The sequence below is a fragment of the Simplicispira sp. 125 genome, from assembly GCF_003096555.1.
GTDB lineage: Bacteria > Pseudomonadota > Gammaproteobacteria > Burkholderiales > Burkholderiaceae_C > Simplicispira.
This window is the reverse complement of sequence record NZ_QEKM01000001.1, coordinates 153,558-169,425: the sequence shown is the minus strand read 5'-3', so window position 1 is coordinate 169,425 and position 15,868 is coordinate 153,558. Positions and strand designations below refer to the sequence as shown.

Annotated in this window: 14 protein-coding genes; 9 read left to right on the top strand and 5 right to left on the bottom strand. The window is 64.6% G+C overall.

What is annotated here, in order from left to right:
- The first annotated feature begins 108 nt into the window (after window positions 1-108).
- The 3 genes from C8D04_RS00765 to C8D04_RS00755 all read left to right on the top strand — a co-directional run bounded on the left by C8D04_RS00765 (window position 109) and on the right by C8D04_RS00755 (window position 2,894).
- On the top strand, window positions 109-1,305 hold the full coding sequence (locus C8D04_RS00765) for an aspartate aminotransferase family protein (protein WP_116003159.1): 1,197 nt from the start codon (window positions 109-111) through the stop codon (window positions 1,303-1,305).
- A 20-nt stretch (window positions 1,306-1,325) separates the two neighbouring features.
- Complete coding sequence (gene argF / locus C8D04_RS00760; RefSeq protein ID WP_116003158.1) at window positions 1,326-2,246, top strand: ornithine carbamoyltransferase; 921 nt, start codon at window positions 1,326-1,328, stop codon at window positions 2,244-2,246.
- Between the two features lie 318 nt (window positions 2,247-2,564).
- The gene (locus tag C8D04_RS00755; protein ID WP_116003157.1) at window positions 2,565-2,894 is read left to right on the top strand and encodes a YkgJ family cysteine cluster protein; all 330 of its coding nucleotides are present in this window, start codon (window positions 2,565-2,567) and stop codon (window positions 2,892-2,894) included.
- Between the two features lie 274 nt (window positions 2,895-3,168).
- On the opposite strand, the gene C8D04_RS00750 is transcribed toward C8D04_RS00755, so the two are convergent.
- On the bottom strand, window positions 3,169-4,587 hold the full coding sequence (locus C8D04_RS00750; RefSeq protein WP_116003156.1) for a PLP-dependent aminotransferase family protein: 1,419 nt from the start codon (window positions 4,585-4,587) through the stop codon (window positions 3,169-3,171).
- 189 nt (window positions 4,588-4,776) lie between these two features.
- On the opposite strand from C8D04_RS00750, the gene dctP reads away from it, so the two are divergent.
- The 4 genes from dctP to C8D04_RS00730 all read left to right on the top strand — a co-directional run bounded on the left by dctP (window position 4,777) and on the right by C8D04_RS00730 (window position 9,138).
- Entirely contained in the window at window positions 4,777-5,823 is a 1,047-nt protein-coding gene (gene dctP, locus C8D04_RS00745; protein ID WP_116003155.1) for a TRAP transporter substrate-binding protein DctP, read from the top strand.
- A gap of 111 nt (window positions 5,824-5,934) precedes the next feature.
- Complete coding sequence (locus tag C8D04_RS00740) at window positions 5,935-6,480, top strand: TRAP transporter small permease subunit (RefSeq protein WP_116003154.1); 546 nt, start codon at window positions 5,935-5,937, stop codon at window positions 6,478-6,480.
- A complete protein-coding gene (locus C8D04_RS00735; RefSeq protein ID WP_116003153.1) occupies window positions 6,477-7,793 on the top strand; it encodes a TRAP transporter large permease subunit in 1,317 nt (438 codons plus the stop codon). The genes C8D04_RS00740 and C8D04_RS00735 overlap by 4 nt, the downstream gene beginning before the upstream one ends.
- Window positions 7,794-7,854: 61 nt before the next feature.
- Window positions 7,855-9,138, top strand: coding sequence for a hydroxymethylglutaryl-CoA reductase, degradative (locus C8D04_RS00730; protein ID WP_116003152.1), 1,284 nt, complete (start codon window positions 7,855-7,857; stop codon window positions 9,136-9,138).
- 550 nt (window positions 9,139-9,688) lie between these two features.
- Here the strand turns inward: C8D04_RS00730 and C8D04_RS00725 are convergent.
- From C8D04_RS00725 to C8D04_RS00715, 3 genes are read right to left on the bottom strand one after another with little or no spacing between them, the layout of a single operon-like run.
- Window positions 9,689-9,916 (bottom strand): hypothetical protein, encoded by a 228-nt coding sequence (locus tag C8D04_RS00725; protein ID WP_116003151.1) that lies wholly within the window; start codon window positions 9,914-9,916, stop codon window positions 9,689-9,691.
- Between the two features lie 2 nt (window positions 9,917-9,918).
- Window positions 9,919-11,787 carry a ferrous iron transport protein B gene (gene feoB, locus C8D04_RS00720; protein ID WP_199563032.1) on the bottom strand — a complete coding sequence of 623 codons (1,869 nt, stop codon included), beginning with the start codon at window positions 11,785-11,787 and terminating at the stop codon, window positions 9,919-9,921.
- Window positions 11,787-12,101: a FeoA family protein gene (locus C8D04_RS00715; RefSeq protein WP_116003149.1), complete on the bottom strand. Its 315-nt coding sequence runs from the start codon at window positions 12,099-12,101 to the stop codon at window positions 11,787-11,789. Before C8D04_RS00715 ends, feoB begins: the two co-directional genes overlap by 1 nt.
- A gap of 189 nt (window positions 12,102-12,290) precedes the next feature.
- Between C8D04_RS00715 and C8D04_RS00710 the strand changes: the two genes are divergently transcribed.
- Complete coding sequence (locus C8D04_RS00710; RefSeq protein WP_116003148.1) at window positions 12,291-13,232, top strand: class I SAM-dependent methyltransferase; 942 nt, start codon at window positions 12,291-12,293, stop codon at window positions 13,230-13,232.
- A gap of 104 nt (window positions 13,233-13,336) precedes the next feature.
- Window positions 13,337-14,572, top strand: coding sequence for an MFS transporter (locus C8D04_RS00705; RefSeq protein WP_233521069.1), 1,236 nt, complete (start codon window positions 13,337-13,339; stop codon window positions 14,570-14,572).
- 73 nt (window positions 14,573-14,645) lie between these two features.
- Here C8D04_RS00705 and C8D04_RS00700 read toward each other — a convergent pair whose 3' ends face one another.
- A complete protein-coding gene (locus C8D04_RS00700) occupies window positions 14,646-15,854 on the bottom strand; it encodes an FAD-dependent monooxygenase (protein ID WP_116003146.1) in 1,209 nt (402 codons plus the stop codon).
- Window positions 15,855-15,868: the final 14 nt, after the last annotated feature.

Genomic DNA, 15,868 nt, shown 5'->3' with positions numbered 1-15,868 from the left:
GCGTATTCGTCACCGCAGCGTGGCGGCACACGCCCTAGAATCGGTTCTCGATTTTTCCAGGGCTGCATCTGTCGCAGCCCGTCACCCGCCCCGTCTGGAGTACTGTGCATGACCGCCTTCATTGAAGCCGCCTCGCCCCATGTGATGAACACCTATGGCCGCGTGCCCATCGCGCTGGCCCGTGGGCAGGGCTGCCGCGTCTGGGACGTCAACGGCAAGGAGTACCTCGATGCACTGGGCGGCATTGCGGTCAACACGCTGGGCCACAACCATGGTCGGCTGGTGCCTGCGCTGCAGCAGCAGCTCACACAGCTCATCCACACCTCGAACTACTACCACGTGCCTCTGCAAGAGACGCTCGCCGCCAAGCTGGTGGAACTCTCGGGCATGAGCAACGTGTTCTTCTGCAATTCGGGGCTGGAGGCGAACGAGGCGGCGCTCAAGATCGCACGCAAATACGGCGTGGACAAGGGCATCGCCAAGCCCGAAATTGTGGTGTACGAAAAAGCCTTTCATGGCCGATCCATCGCCACCATGTCGGCCACCGGCAACCCGAAGATCCACAACGGTTTCGGCCCGCTGGTCGAGGGCTTCATCCGCGTGCCGCTCAATGACATTGCCGCCATCAAGGCGGCCACCGAGGGCAACCCCAACGTGGTGGCGGTGTTCTTTGAAACCATCCAGGGCGAAGGCGGCGTGAACCCCATGCGCGTCGAATACCTGCAGCAATTGCGCAAACTGTGTGACGAACGCGGCTGGCTGATGATGATCGACGAAGTGCAGTGCGGCATGGGCCGCACCGGCAAGTGGTTTGCCCACCAGTGGGCGGACATCCTGCCCGACGTGATGCCGCTGGCCAAGGGCCTGGGTTCGGGCGTGCCTATTGGCGCGGTGGTGGCGGGCCCCAAGGCCGCCACAGTGCTGCAGCCGGGCAACCATGGCACCACCTTCGGCGGCAACCCGCTGGCCATGCGCGCCGGGGTGGAAACCATCCGCATCATGGAAGAAGACGGCCTGCTGCAAAATGCCGCCACCGTGGGCGCGCACCTCAAAACCGCGCTGCAAGGCGCTTTGGGCAGCCTACCGGGCGTGAAGGAAGTGCGCGGTCAGGGCCTGATGCTGGGCGTGGAACTGGCCAAACCCTGCGGTGTGCTGGTCGGCCGTGCGGCAGAAGCGGGGCTGCTTATCAGCGTGACAGCCGAGAGCGTGATCCGCATCGTCCCGCCGCTCATCCTCACCACCGTTGAAGCCGACGAAATCGTTGCCCGGCTGGCCCCCCTGGTCACAGCCTTCCTGGCGGAATGACACCGCCGCACGAGACACGCATGAAACACTATCTGCAATTCAAAGATTTCACCGCCGACGAATACGCCTATCTGTTCGAACGCGCCGCTGTCATCAAGAAGAAATTCAAAGCCTACGAAAAGCACCACCCTCTGGTGGATCGCACGCTGGCCATGATTTTCGAGAAAGCCAGTACCCGCACGCGCGTGAGCTTCGAGGCCGGCATGTACCAGCTCGGCGGCAGCGTGGTGCACCTGACCACGGGCGACAGCCAACTGGGCCGCGCTGAACCCATCGAGGACAGCGCACGCGTCATCAGCCGCATGGTCGATCTGGTGATGATCCGCACCTTCGAACAGACCAAGATAGAGCGCTTTGCAGCCCATTCGCGCGTGCCCGTCATCAACGGCCTGACCAACGAATTTCACCCCTGCCAGATCCTGGCCGACATCTTCACCTTCATCGAGCACCGGGGCTCCATCGCCGGCAAGACGGTGGCCTGGGTGGGCGACGGCAACAACATGGCCAACACCTGGCTGCAGGCCGCCGAGTTACTGGACTTCAAGGTCCATGTGAGCACTCCGCGCGGCTACGAAGTTGATGAGAAATTGGCCGTTGGCGCAGGCGGAGCAAGCGCTGCCAGCTATCAATTTTTCAGCAACCCCAAAGACGCCTGCCGCAGCGCAGACCTGGTTACCACCGACGTGTGGACCAGCATGGGCTACGAAGCAGAGAACGAAGCGCGCAGAAAAGCCTTTGCCGACTGGTGCGTGGATGAAGACATGATGGCCACGGCCCGCCCCGACGCCCTGTTCATGCACTGCCTGCCCGCCCACCGCGGCGAAGAAGTCGATGCCGACGTGATCGACGGCCCTCAGTCCGTGGTGTGGGACGAGGCAGAAAACAGGATGCACGTGCAAAAGGCACTCATGGAGTACCTTTTGCTCGGCCGCGTAGCATGAAGTGCAACGCGGTGGCGCGCCAGCGCCAGCATCCTGTTTCGGCGCAGGCTCATGGCCGCAACGCGGACGTGAAGCAGCCGCAGGCTGCGGGCCGAAGCCAAAACCGCATGCACGTGCAAAAGGCACTCATGGAGTACCTTTTGCACGGCCGCGTAGCATGAAGTGCAACGCGGTGGCGCGCCAGCGCCAGCATCCTGTTTCGGCGCAGGCTCATGGCCGCAACGCGGACGTGAAGCAGCCGCAGGCTGCGGGCCGAAGCCAAAACCGCATGCACGTGCAAAAGGCGCTCATGGAGTACCTTTTGCTAGGCCAGGTGGCGTGACCCACCCCTGCCTCACCTGTGGCGCCTGCTGCGCCAGTTTTCGCGTGGACTTCTCGGTGTACGAAACCCAGGAGATGGGCGGCGACGTGCCCGACGGGCTGGTGGTGGAAGTAACCGACACTCTGCGCCGCATGCGCGGCACCGACCACAGTCCGCCGCGCTGCGCAGCACTCACGGGCAAGGTGGGCAGCCAGGCCGCCTGCGGCATCTACGAATGGCGCCCCTCGCCTTGCCGCGAATTCGCCGCGGGCAGTGAGGCCTGTGAGCGGGCCCGGTTGCGGCATGGCCTGCCGCCCTACCCTGCGGGTGTTTTATTGGGCCTATAGCGCTTCACCATCAGCTTTCAAAACCATTAAAACAAACGTTTTAAACAAGGCTACCTTGCAAGACTGCCGTGCGCTGGATGCGAAAGACCCGGTGCATGCCCTGCGCGCGCATTTCACGCTGCGAGGCGGCGTCCTTGACCTGAATTGCAGCTCGCTGGGCGTCACGCCCACAGCCGCGACAGGATGACGTGGCCATCCGGATGCGCACGCATGTGAGCTCCCGCAGTCGCCGCAGCTTCGTCCGCGCCTTGCGCCCATCCCCACTGGCTGCGGTTCACGACCCGGCGCGCCAAGCGTCCAAGGCACCTTCCATAAAGTGCAGGAACCGTGCGTCGTTGACATAGCCAACGTTCAGCCGCAACGCCTGCTGCGCCCCATGGCGATCTGGATAAAACACGGAACCTGGTGCCAAGAAAATGCTTCGCTCCGCAGCGCTGCGCACCAAAGCCGACTCTGTCATCCCCTGCGGCAGCTCCACCCACAGGTAGTAGCCGCCCGACTGGCTGTGATGCACGGCAAGGCCTAGGCGCTCCAGCGCCTTCTGCCCGGGCCCGAGAGCCGCGCTGATTCGCTCTCTCAGGCGGCTCAGATGGCGCCAGTACTGTCCGCTCGAGAGAAGCTGGTGCACGATCCGTTCGACAAATTCGGATGTGGACACCAATGTCAACATCTTGAGGTCGCACAGAGCATGGATGCGGTCCGTCGCACCAGCGATGTAGCCCACGCGCAGGTCGGCAGACAAGGTCTTGGAAAAGCTGGACACGTAGATCACCCGTTCCAACTGGTCCAACGCCGCCAGGCGCGGCACCGTGGCAGGCAGCAGATCGGCAAACGGATCGTTTTCCACGACCAGAAAGCCGTGGGTCGCAGCCATCTGCATCAGCCGGTGCGCCTTGGGCAGGCTGATCGAGCCGCCCGTGGGGTTGTGCGCCAGCGACTGCGTGAAGAACACCTTGGGGCGGCGCGTCTGCAGGATCGCTTCCAGCGCATCAAGGTCCGGCCCATCAGCCTGACGCGGGACCCCCAACATCTGGACCTTGGCCAGCCGGAGCTTGCCAAACAAGGGGTAGTAGCCCGGCGCGTCCACCAGGACCTCGTCCCCCGCCTCCAGCAGCTGACGCACGATCAGGTCGAGCGCATGGTTGGCGCCTTGGGTGAGCAGCACCTGCCGCTCATTCACATGAATGCTGCGCTCACACAACATGTGGGCGATGGTCTCGCGCAGTGGCAAATAACCCCAGGACGTCCTGTAGCCATGCTCAATTTCGGTCATTCCATGGGATCGCGCGCGACGCAGGTGCTGGCGCAGTTCTGAGCCTTCTATCCATGAGGCGGGTGGCCGCCCCTCCCCCACGCGCACCTCGTAGTGCCGCTCGAGCTGCTCGCGCAGCAGCGACACCACGTCTACCGCCTCGGTCACGTGCAGCGGTGGCAACTGGGCCCGCAGGCCAGGGGGCTGCTTGCGCACGTAGTAGCCCGAACCGGCACGCGCCTCCACATAGCCACGTGCGGCCAAGCGCGCATAGGCCTCCACCACCGTGTTACGGCCGACCCCCTCCTTCGCAGCGGCATCACGGATCGAGCGCAGGCGAGAGCCCACCGCGATTCCGCCCTGCTCAATCGACTGCGCAATGCGCTGTGCCAAGGCCATTACCTTGCTGTGGGAAACCGCCACATCCTTTTCCCGCGTCATGTACTTCCTTTGGTGTATCTGTTTTTGATGGATACAGTTTTTGTTCCTGCACCCAAACTGTACCCATCAATGCACCGGCAGGCATCCTATACTTTTTTGCGCCCTTTCCACAGGGGCCAACGAAGGGCGGTGCGACACAAGAACAGCACGCCAATACACGGCGGACATATCAACCGACAGGAGACACACATGGCAGATCAATCCATCAATCGACGCAACATCCTCAAATCCTCCCTGGCCGCAGCCACTGCCGTGGGCGCTGCAGTACCGCTGGTCAGCCACGCCCAAGCGACCGTAACGTGGCGCATGCAAGCCCTGTGGGACGGCGGCACGACACCACAAAAGTTTGAAGAACGCTTTGTGGCCCGCGTCGCCGAGCTTACCGGTGGCCGGTTCAAGATCAACCTGTTCGCTGCCGGGCAGATCGTGCCCGCTGCACAGGCCTTTGACGCCGTGCGGGGTGGCGCGTTCGAGCTGATGAAAACTTTCGACGGCTACGAGGCAGGGAAGATTCCGTCGTTTGCTTTCACCAGCACCATCCCGTTCGGTTTCCCAGAGAGCGATCAGTACGAGGCTTGGTTCTACGAGCGCGGCGGGCTGGATATGGCACGTCAGGCCTATGCACCGGCCGGCCTTCACTACATTGCACCCACGGTGTATGGCCAAGAGCCACTGCACTCGAAAGTGCCAATTCGCAAAATGGCCGACCTGGCTGGCAAGAAGGGCCGCTTCGTGGGCCTGGCCTCGGCGGTGATGGGCGCCATGGGCGTTGCGGTCACGCCGCTGCCCACGGGCGAGGTGTACACGGCGCTCGATAAGGGCGTGATCGACATGGCCGACCGCGGCGATCTGACGGCCAACTTCGAAGCGGGTCTGGCCGAAGTGGCGAAATACGTCATCGTGCCAGGCTTTCACCAGCCCACCACCGCCGCCAGCTACGTTGCCAACCGGGGCGCATACGACAAACTGCCCGCTGAATTCAAGGCAGCCTTGGCGGTGTCTGCACGTGAAGTCTCGGCATCGCTGCGCCAACACATCCTGGTGAATGACGCCACGGTGCTGGCCAAGTACCAGGCCAAGGGTTGCGAGATCATCCATTTCAACGCGGCCGATATTGCCGCCGCCCGCCCCAAGGCGATGGCGTCCTGGCGCGCCGCCACCAAGGGCGACGCACTGGCCTCCAAGATTCTGGACAGCCAGGTGGCGTTCATGAAGGAACTGGGCTTGCTGGCCTGATCTTCAAGCGCGGGCCAGGCGCCTGGCCCGCGCGCACCGCCCGGTCGGCGCGCCTTGTAATTGCGCGCGGCCCCTGTATCGGCGGCCCCCCTTGCTCACCAGGAGTCACGCATGCCTCAATGGCTTATCTTCTCCACATCTGCGATCACCACCCTCAACCGCTGGATCTTCCAGGCGACGGTGTGGTTGATGGCCATCGTGGTTCCCGTCATGCTCTACGAGGTCGTGGCGCGCTACCTGTTCAATGCCCCCACGGTATGGGGCATGGAGCTGGCCGTGCTTCTGTTCGGCCCCTACTTTCTGCTCGGCGGCCCTTACCTTCTTCACCTCAAGGGCCACGTGGCGTTGGATGTCGCGCGCGAACGCATGAGCCCCTCGTGGCAGCGCCGGTTTGACTTGCTGAACTATCCCGTCATCGTGGTGTTCTGCATCATCCTGCTGTACTTCAGCCTGCCCTCGGCGCTCAGTGCGTTCAACTACCGCGAGACGAGTTTCTCGGCCTGGAATCCGCCCATCTGGCCCTTCAAGGCCACCGTGCCACTGGCCTTGGTGCTCATGCTGCTGCAGGCGGTGGTCGAATTTCTCAATACGCTGTTCACGCCTGCGGATGTCACCTACGGCAGCACTGGCAGCTTGCCTATAGAGGGACACCCATGAGCCCCAACATGATCCTGCTGCTGATGTTCGGCGGCCTCACCGTATTCATGCTGACCGGTCTGCCGATTGCCTTCGTGCTGGGTGGACTGTCGCTGCTTTTCACCGTCACGCTGTGGGAGCCCAACGCTGTCATCGTGATCGTGCTGCAGATCTACGACACCATGAAGTCAGAGGCGCTGCTGGCCATCCCGCTGTTCATCCTGATGGCCTGCATCCTGCAGCGCTCGGGCGTGATCGAAGACCTCTACAAGGCCATGGAACTGTGGTTCGGGCGACTGCGCGGCGGCTTGGCTATCGGCACCGTGATCATCTGCGTGATGATGGCCGCCATGACCGGCGTGGTCGGTGCGGCCGTCACCGCGATGGGCATTCTGGCGCTGCCGGAGATGCTGCGCCGAGGATACAAACCCGAGCTGGCGCTGGGCACGATCTGTGCCTCCGGGACCCTGGGCATTCTGATTCCACCCTCGGTGCTGACCATCGTCTACGCGGTGACCGCGCAGATCTCCATCGGCCAAATGCTGATCGCCGGCATCGTGCCGGGCCTCCTGCTCGCAAGCCTGTACATCGGCTATATCGTCGTCGTGGGGTGGCTCAAGCCAGAGTGGGTACCGATCGATCGCTCGATGCGCAGCGCGCCATGGCGCGAAAAGCTGCTCTCGCTGAGGACGCTGGTGTTCCCGATTTTTCTGATCGTGCTGATCCTTGGCTCGATCTTCTTTGGCATCGCCACGCCCACCGAATCGGCCGCAGTGGGCGTGGGCGGCGCCTTGCTGCCGGTGCTGTTCAAGCGCAGCATTAGCTTGGCCATGCTGCGCGCTGTCGGCGCAGAGACACTCAAGGCAAGCGCCATGATTCTGTGGATCACACTGGGCGCCAAAGCCTATGTGGCGATCTTCACCGGGCTGGGCGGCGCCGACACGCTGCTGCAGTTCATCCAGGGGCTGGAGGTGAACCGCTGGCTGATTTTGGGGGCCATGATGCTGCTGCTCATCTTCCTGGGCACAGTGCTCGACGAGTTGGGCATCATCCTGCTGACAGTGCCGGTGTTCCTCCCCATTGTCCGTCTGCTGGGCTTTGACGAGCTGTGGTTCGGCGTGCTCTACGCCATCACCATCCAGATGGGCTACATCAGCCCACCGTTCGGCTACACGCTGTTCTACATCAAAGGCACGCTGCCCAAAAACATCGGCATGAGTGCGGTCTACCGCGGCATCCTGCCCTTTGTCGGACTGCAGGTCGTCGGCCTGCTGATTTGCGCCGCCTTCCCCGACCTCGTGACCTATCTGCCCAGGCTGATGGCTGCGCGCTGAGCGCACCCAAGCGGCCTGCCCGGCACCATTTTTTCTTATTGAACCTCCGTCAGAAATCACCATGACCACCCACACGACTCCTCCCAGCAGCCGCATCAGCGGATTTCACAAGCTCGATGTACCCGCCCGCATCGACGCTGTCGCCCATTTCGCCGGCCTCGACGAGGCCGACAAGGCGCACCTGCTCAACACCGGCAACCTGCCGCTCGAACTGGCAAGCCACCTGATCGAAAACGTCATCGGCACGATGAACATCCCGATCGGCATCGCCACCAACATGAAGATCAACGGCCGCGACCGGCTGATCCCCATGGCCACGGAAGAGTCTTCCGTGGTGGCCGCTGTGTGCAACGCCGCACGCCAGTGCTACGACCAAGGTGGTTTCATCACCTCGATGTCGGGCACTGAGATGATCGCCCAGATCCAGCTGACCCACGTGCGCGACCCGCAGAACGCACGCATCAGCATCCTGGAGCGCAAAGAAGCGATTCGCGCCCTGTGCGACGCCTGCGATCCGGTGCTGGTCAAATTCGGCGGCGGCTTCCGGGACCTGGAAGTGCGGGTGCTCGAAACGCGCGGCGGCCCCATGGTCATCACCCACCTGATCGTCGACACACGCGACGCCATGGGCGCCAACGCGGTGAACACCATGGCCGAGAAGATCGCCCCGGAAATCGCCGCCTGGACCGGCGGACGCACCAATCTGCGCATTCTCTCGAACCTGGCCGACCGGCGTTTGGCACGGGCGCGCTGCGTCTGGCGCACCGCCGACATCGGCGGCGACGAGGTGCGCGACGCCATGCTCGCGGCCTACCAGTTCGCCGAGGCCGACCCGTACCGCGCCGCCACACACAACAAGGGCATCATGAACGGCATCAGTGCCGTGGTCCTGGTCACCGGTAACGATACCCGGGCGGTAGAAGCCGGCGCCCACGCCTATGCGTCACGCAACGGCCACTACGGCAGCCTCACCAACTGGGAAATCACCAACGATGGCGACCTGGCCGGCTCCATCGAAATTCCCATGGCAGTGGGCTTGATTGGTGGCGCGACCAAGTTGCACCCTACGGCCAAGGCCGCACTCAAAATTCTGGACGTGGGCTCGGCCAGCGAACTGGCGCAGATCATTGCGGCAGTGGGCCTGGCACAGAACTTCTCAGCCCTGAAGGCGCTGGCGACTTTCGGTGTGCAAAAAGGACACATGGCTCTGCACGCACACAACATCGCGATGATGGCGGGCGCCACAGGCGATGAAATCGACCGCATCGCCAAGGTACTGGTGGCCGAAGGCGCCGTTCGCCTGGATCGCGCCGAGACTGAACTCAAGCTCTTGCGTAGCAAATGAATTTGCGCTGCTGCGCCTGGTCGGCACCAGCGGCGTGAACGATTTGCGCCACATGCTCGACATGGCGTTTTGACCGGCATCTGTGCGTTGCGCGCGGAGCGGTAGAGCGCAAGCGTGCTTGGGCGACGGCACTGCGGCGAGGCGTACGTCCTATCCCCGTCCGCGCCGCGTCCTGGCACCGCCTGTGCCGCTGGTTGATGCTGTTGCGTCTAATCTCGACATTCGCTACTGAACCAGACCGACCGGACGATCACCGCTATCTTGGCCACCGGCCTGCAGCACGACTTTGGCCGGACGTTGTTCTCGCCCCTGCTGCGCCAGCACGATCACAGGACGCTGGCCAGGCAAAAATTTGGTGAAATTCTGCTCTAACGCTTTACAGCAAAGCGCGAGCAGCTATAAAACACATAGCTATTGCATGCAACCTCATTCTGTTTCCAAATCATTCGTGTCTAGGCGCGAAGCCGCAGACAGTGCTGTAGCACGGCAAGGCGAAGCAACAACGACACGGATGATTTAGAAATGGAATCAGAGGGCAAATCACGAGCCCTCAATGCCTGGACGCCATCCAGACCGTCTTGCCACCCTTGCCCGGTACGCCCTGCGACACGGGGGTAGCGCAACCTCCGCAGTCGCTGCACGCGCCGCACGAAGGCGCCTTGCCCAGCGCAGGGCGCAGGGAGCCCAGGCGCTTGCGCAGGGCTGAGGGCATCCAGTACCACAGCGCATACAGGCCCGCCAGGGCCACGATGGCACCCACCGCCAGGTTCTGCCACATGTTCAGCCTCCTCCCATGGCCAGCGCCACGCGGTAAGTGATCCAGCTGGCCGCGTAGGCCAGCGCAAACAGGTAGGTCGCCATCAGCAACGCCATGCGCCATGAATTCGTCTCGCGGCGCACGGTGGCCAGGGTGGAAAGGCATTGCGGTGCAAACACAAACCACACCAGCAACGACAAGGCCGTCGCCAGCGACCACTGCTGTGCGATCAGGGGACCCAGCTGGCCCGCCACATCGTCGCCTGTGGCCGACAACGCATACACCGTGCCCAGCGCACCCACCACCACCTCGCGTGCGGCCATGCCGGGCACCAGGGCGATGGAAATCTGCCAGTTGAAGCCCAGCGGTGCAAAAACATGCTCCAGCGCGCGGCCCATCTGACCGGCCGTGCTGTACTGGATGGCGGGGCCGGTGGCACCGTCCGGGGGCGCCGGATAGGTGGACAGGAACCACAGCAACACCGTGAGCGCCAAGATGATGCCGCCCACACGCTTGAGGAAGATGGCCGCCCGTTCGTACAGCCCCCGTGCCAGGCTGCGCGGACTGGGCAGACGGTAGGGCGGCAGCTCCATCAGCAGCGGCGAAGGCCGCACCTTGCCGCGCCAGATTTTGAGCACCGCGGCCACAACCATGGCACCCAGAATGCCGCCCATGTAGAGCGCAAACATCACCAGCCCCTGCAGGTTGAAGAAGCCGCCCACGGTGCGATCGGGGATGAAGGCCGCGATCAGCAGCGCATACACCGGCAGGCGCGCCGAGCAGGTCATGAGCGGCGCGATCATGATGGTGACCAGCCGCTCACGCCAATGCGTGATGGTGCGCGCAGCCATGATGCCCGGGATGGCGCAGGCAAAACTCGACAGCAACGGAATGAACGAGCGCCCCGACAGCCCCACCGTGCCCATGACGCGGTCCAGCAGAAAAGCCGCACGCGGCAGGTAGCCCGAGTCTTCGAGCGCCAGGATGAAGAAGAACAAAATCAGAATTTGCGGCAGAAACACCAGCACGCCCCCCACACCGGCGACGATGCCGTCCACCAGCAGGCTGCGCAGCACGCCGCCGGGCAGGTGGGCCTGCAGCCATTGGCCCAGAGCGTCCATCGCGCCGGTGATGGCGTCCATGGGCACAGCCGCCCAGCTGAACACGGCCTGGAACATCAAAAACATGGTCCCCGCCAAGATGAGCATGCCCCACAACGGGTGCAGCACCACGCGGTCAATGGCGTCGTCCACGCGCAGCAGGCCCTCAGGCTCGCTCACCGCAAGGCGCAGGATGCGGCGTGCCTCCTGTTGGGTGCGCAGCACCTGTGTGGGGCCTTGCGCCTCCCAGGGCAGCGCCTGCACGGGGCCCTCGGGGCGCCAGCCATCCAGCCATTGCAGCAGCTCTTTGGCCCCGCCCTGGTGGATGCCCACGGTTTCCACCACCGGCATGCCCAGCTCGCTCGACAACAAGGCACGGTCAATGGCGATACCGGCGCGGCGCGCCGCATCGCTCATGTTCAGCGCCATCACCATGGGCAGGCCCATGGCGCGGGTCTCCAGCACCATGCGCAGGCCCAGCTGCAAGTTGGTGGCATCGACCACGCACACCAGCAGGTCGGGAGCCGCCTCACCGGCGCGCTGGCCGGTGATGACGTCGCGCGTCACAGCCTCGTCGGCGCTCAGGGCGTTGAGACTGTAGGCACCGGGCAAATCCAGCACCCGAACCTGGTGCCCCGAGGGCGTGGTGAGCTGCCCCTCCTTGCGCTCGACCGTCACGCCGGCGTAGTTGGCGACCTTCTGGCGACTGCCGGTCAGCAGGTTGAACAGCGCCGTCTTGCCGCTGTTGGGATGGCCCAGCAAGGCCAGGCGCAAGGGCGCGGTGGCGGTCATCATGCAGCTCCGGCGGCCGGGGGCGTGGTGCTGATGCGGATCAAGGCGGCCTCGCGGCGGCGCAGCGCAAAAGTGCTGCGGCCCACGCGCACGGCGAGCGGGTCACCCGCGGGAAAGGAACGCGCCATCACGCGCACGCGCTCGCCGGGCAGGAAGCCGATTTCCAGCAGGCGCAGCAACAGGTCGCCATCCTGCGCAGCCGCTTCCATGTGCAGGCCGACAACCCAGGCGTCAGTGCGCAGGGGCAAATGGGCCAGTTCGCAGCCCACTTCGTCCACCGTGCACGGTGCATCCATCGCCATCAATGCTTCCATGATTTCCTAAATATAAACAATTCTCATTAATTAATTGTACGCCGCCTGTTTACCGCTGCCCAGCCTTTGCGGAGCGATCTCCCCGCCCGGAATCGGGCCGGGCCATCAGTTCTTGCGCTGGATCAAGACCGCGCCCCTGGGCACCACTGCATACACTTCTCCCTTTGCCCCGCCTCTTCCCAACACCCCATGCACGCTTTGCTCAACGCCATCGCCACGATAGAGATGCCCACCGATGCCCAGCGCATTTTTCATGGCCGGGGCGGCCTGTACCCCGGCTGTGAGCACTGGACGCTGGATGTATTTCCGCCTGTGTGGGTGCTGACCAGCTTCCAGCCCGCCACCGAGGAGGCCCTGTCGGCAGCGGGGGCCGCCCTGGCGGCACGCTGGCAGGAGCTTGCACCCGGCGAACCGCTGAACTGGGTGCACCAGTGCCGCCACGAAGGCCAGACCGACACCCAACTGATGGCAGGCAGCGTGCCCGATCCGCATGTGGTGACAGAACGCGGCGCACATTTTCGGGTGCATGTGCTGCGGGGCCAGAACCACGGCCTGTTTCTCGACATGGCCGAAGGGCGGCGCTGGGTGCACCAGCATGTGGCGCAGCAGCAGGGGGCGCGGCGCGGGCCCAAAGTGCTCAACCTGTTTGCCTACACCTGTGCCTTCTCGGTGGTCGCGCTGCTGGCGGGTGCCCGGCAGGTGGTGAACGTGGACATGGGACGCGGCGCCATCGCCACCGGGCAGCAGAACCACCAGCTCAACGACCTGGCCGGTGGTGCCAGCTTTCTGGCCCATGACATTTTCAGCACCTGGGGCAAGATCACGCGCAGCGGCCCCTACGACCTGGTCATCATGGACCCGCCCAGTTACCAGAAGGGCAGCTTTGTCGCCACCAAAGACTATGCCCGCCTGCTGCGCCGCTTGCCCGACCTGCTGGCCCCCGGCGGTCACGCCCTGCTGTGCCTCAATGCACCGGAACTGGACTGCGCTTTTCTGCAAGACCAGATGCAGGAACTGGCGCCCGACCTGGTGTTTGTAGAGCGCGTGGCCAATCCGCCTGTGTTTGCCGATGTGTCGGCAGAGCGCGCGCTGAAGGTGCTGGTTTACCGCGCACCTGGCCTGCCCGCCTGACGATGCGCCGCGACAGCGCCACATGGGCGACACCCCCGGACAGGGCGCAGCAGCTACCCTTGGGCTGAGGAGCGCATCTCCCCCACACCCTAACGGAGACCCCCGTGCCCCCTACCCCGCCCTTGTCACCCCCGCCTGCCCTCACGTCCCGCGCCGCCTGGGGGGTGCTGCTGGTGCTGATCACGGGTTTTGCGCTGAGCCAGGCGTTTCGCACCATCACCGCCATCATTGCCACGGGGCTGCGGGCGGAGTTCGGGCTGTCGGCCCAGGCGCTGGGGCTGTTTGCAGGGGTTTTTGCATTTTCGTTCGGCAGCATGCAGCTCTTCATGGGGGTCGGGATCGACCTGTATGGCCTGCGGCGCACGCTGCTGACGGCGTTTCCGCTCACCGTGGTGGGTTCGCTGCTGTCGGCGCTGGCGCCCGGCTACGGCACAGTGCTGCTGGGCCAGATGCTGATCGGGGTGGGCTGCGCACCCGCCTTTCTGGTGTGCACCGTGTTCATTGCGCGCTACTTTCCTGCGCATGCCTTTGCTGCCGTTTCGGGCATGGCCATGGGACTGGGCGGGCTGGGCATGCTGTTCACGGGCACGCCGCTGGCCTGGGTGGTACAGCAGTGGTCGTGGCGCACGGGCTTTGGCCTGCTGGCGGGGCTGGCGCTGCTGGCTTGGCTGCTGTTTTTCTGGAAAGTGCACGAACCCCCACAACCACCGCACGCCGCTCCGCGCGAATCACTGGGTGCTGCGGTACGGGGCTTTGGCGCGCTGTTTTTATTGCCGCACACCGCGGGCATCATGCTGCTGGCGCTGGTGACCTATGCCTCCTTCCTCACGCTGCGCGGGCTGTGGCTGGGGCCTCTGCTGATCGAGCGGCACGGCTTCTCGCTGGTGCAAAGCGGCAATGTGGCACTGGTGGTGTCGCTGGTGTCGCTGTTCACCCCCGCGCTGTTTGGCCGACTGGACCCCGGCCCCACGCGCCGCCGCCGCTGGCTGGTGGGCTACACCCTGGTGCTGGCGGGCCTGTTTCTGGCACTGGCGCTGCTGGGCCTGCCCTGGGTGGATGTGGGCGGCGCCATCGCCGTCGGCATGCTCTCGGGCTACATGGTGTTGCAATACGCCGACGTGCGCAGCGCCTACCCTGCCGCCATGACGGGGCGGGCGATGGCGGTGTTCACCATGGCCTTGTTCATGGGCGTGGCCTTGATGCAGTGGGTGACGGGGGTGGCGGCCTCGATGGCCACAGAGCGCGGCGCCGACCCGTATGTGGCCGTCATGCTGACCATTGCGGGCCTGCTGGCGACAGGGGTCGTGGCGTTCCGGGTGCTCCCCGCTCCCCGGCATTGAAAGATATTTTTAAGCAAAAACAGCCTCAAACGCTTACACAGCAAGCGTAAGCAGCTATCAATAATGAAGCAATCTACAGCGCACTGGCGTTAGACCCGTCGCCCCGGTAGAGCCAGGGCACATCCAGCAGGCGTTCGCCCATCAGCCGCAGCGACAGGTCGCGTGCCCAGCGCACGGGGCCGGTGGCATGGAAGATGCGCCCGTTGCGTTGCGATCGCGCCTGCACGCGCCCTGCGCGCTCCCAGCGGTTGAGGGCGTAGCGGCGCAGGCGCAGCGGTACGTCCATGTCGTGCATGGCCAAGGCGCGCTGTAGCTGTGCGGCGTCTTCAATCGCCATGCCGGCGCCCTGGGCCAGGTAGGGCGGCATGGGGTGGGCCGCATCGCCGAGCAGTGCCACCAGGCCTTGCGCCATCTGCGCAGCGCTGTCCAGGCGCGCGCGGTCGCACAAGGGCCACAGGCGCCAGCCGTGGCCAGTTGCGGCCACACCGCGCACCATGTCCTGCAATGCACCGCAGGTGCCGGCCAGAGCGGCTTCGAGGTCGGTGGCATTGGCGGCGTGGTCCCAGCTTTCCAGATCGTGGGGCGCAGGGCCGTGCACGATCACCACCAGGTTCAGCAACTCGCCCCGGCGCACAGGGTAATGCACGGCATGCAGGCGCGGCCCCAGCCAGGCGGTGACCTGTGTGCTGCGCAGTTGCTGCGGCAACGCCGCTTGCGGTACCAGGGCGCGGTAGGCCAGATGGCCCGTGGGACGCGGCGCCCCGTCGTCCAGCATCTGGGTGCGGATGCGGCTCCACAAGCCATCGGCGCCTACCAGGGCATCGCCTTCGATCTCCTTGCCTTGGCCCAGGCGCACCTGGATGGCCCCCCCTGATTCGCCGTACTGCGCAATGGCACAGCCGAGGTTGAGTTGCACATTCGCACGGTCGTGCACGGCCTCATGCAGCAGGCCCTGCAGGTCGGCGCGGTGGATGGTGGCGTAGGCAGCGCCGTAGCGCGCAATCATCTCGGCGCCCAGCGGCAAGGTCGCCAGCGTGCCCCCATCCAGGGCGCTGCGCACTTGCAGTTGATCGGGAAAAGCGGCCACCGCCTGCAGTGGTGCTTGCAGACCCCAGGCCTGCAGGCGCCGCACGGCGTTGGGGCCCAGTTGCACGCCCGCGCCCACCTCCGCAAACGCGGCCGCGCGCTCGTACAAACGCACCTCCCAACCCGCCCGCGAGGCACCCAGTGCAGCGGCCAGCCCGCCGATGCCACCACCGGCGATCAATACCTGTTTGTTCATGCCGGAATTGTGCC

What these genes read in the sequence shown, in the direction of transcription:
- C8D04_RS00765 (WP_116003159.1), top strand. Translation starts at nt 109, where the DNA reads ATGACCGCCTTCATTGAAGCCGCCTCGCCCCATGTGATGAACACCTAT.
- argF (WP_116003158.1), top strand. Translation starts at nt 1,326, where the DNA reads ATGAAACACTATCTGCAATTCAAAGATTTCACCGCCGACGAATACGCC.
- C8D04_RS00750 (WP_116003156.1), bottom strand. Translation starts at nt 4,587, where the DNA reads ATGACGCGGGAAAAGGATGTGGCGGTTTCCCACAGCAAGGTAATGGCC.
- dctP (WP_116003155.1), top strand. Translation starts at nt 4,777, where the DNA reads ATGGCAGATCAATCCATCAATCGACGCAACATCCTCAAATCCTCCCTG.
- C8D04_RS00740 (WP_116003154.1), top strand. Translation starts at nt 5,935, where the DNA reads ATGCCTCAATGGCTTATCTTCTCCACATCTGCGATCACCACCCTCAAC.
- C8D04_RS00735 (WP_116003153.1), top strand. Translation starts at nt 6,477, where the DNA reads ATGAGCCCCAACATGATCCTGCTGCTGATGTTCGGCGGCCTCACCGTA.
- C8D04_RS00730 (WP_116003152.1), top strand. Translation starts at nt 7,855, where the DNA reads ATGACCACCCACACGACTCCTCCCAGCAGCCGCATCAGCGGATTTCAC.
- C8D04_RS00725 (WP_116003151.1), bottom strand. Translation starts at nt 9,916, where the DNA reads ATGTGGCAGAACCTGGCGGTGGGTGCCATCGTGGCCCTGGCGGGCCTG.
- feoB (WP_199563032.1), bottom strand. Translation starts at nt 11,787, where the DNA reads ATGACCGCCACCGCGCCCTTGCGCCTGGCCTTGCTGGGCCATCCCAAC.
- C8D04_RS00715 (WP_116003149.1), bottom strand. Translation starts at nt 12,101, where the DNA reads ATGGAAGCATTGATGGCGATGGATGCACCGTGCACGGTGGACGAAGTG.
- C8D04_RS00710 (WP_116003148.1), top strand. Translation starts at nt 12,291, where the DNA reads ATGCACGCTTTGCTCAACGCCATCGCCACGATAGAGATGCCCACCGAT.
- C8D04_RS00700 (WP_116003146.1), bottom strand. Translation starts at nt 15,854, where the DNA reads ATGAACAAACAGGTATTGATCGCCGGTGGTGGCATCGGCGGGCTGGCC.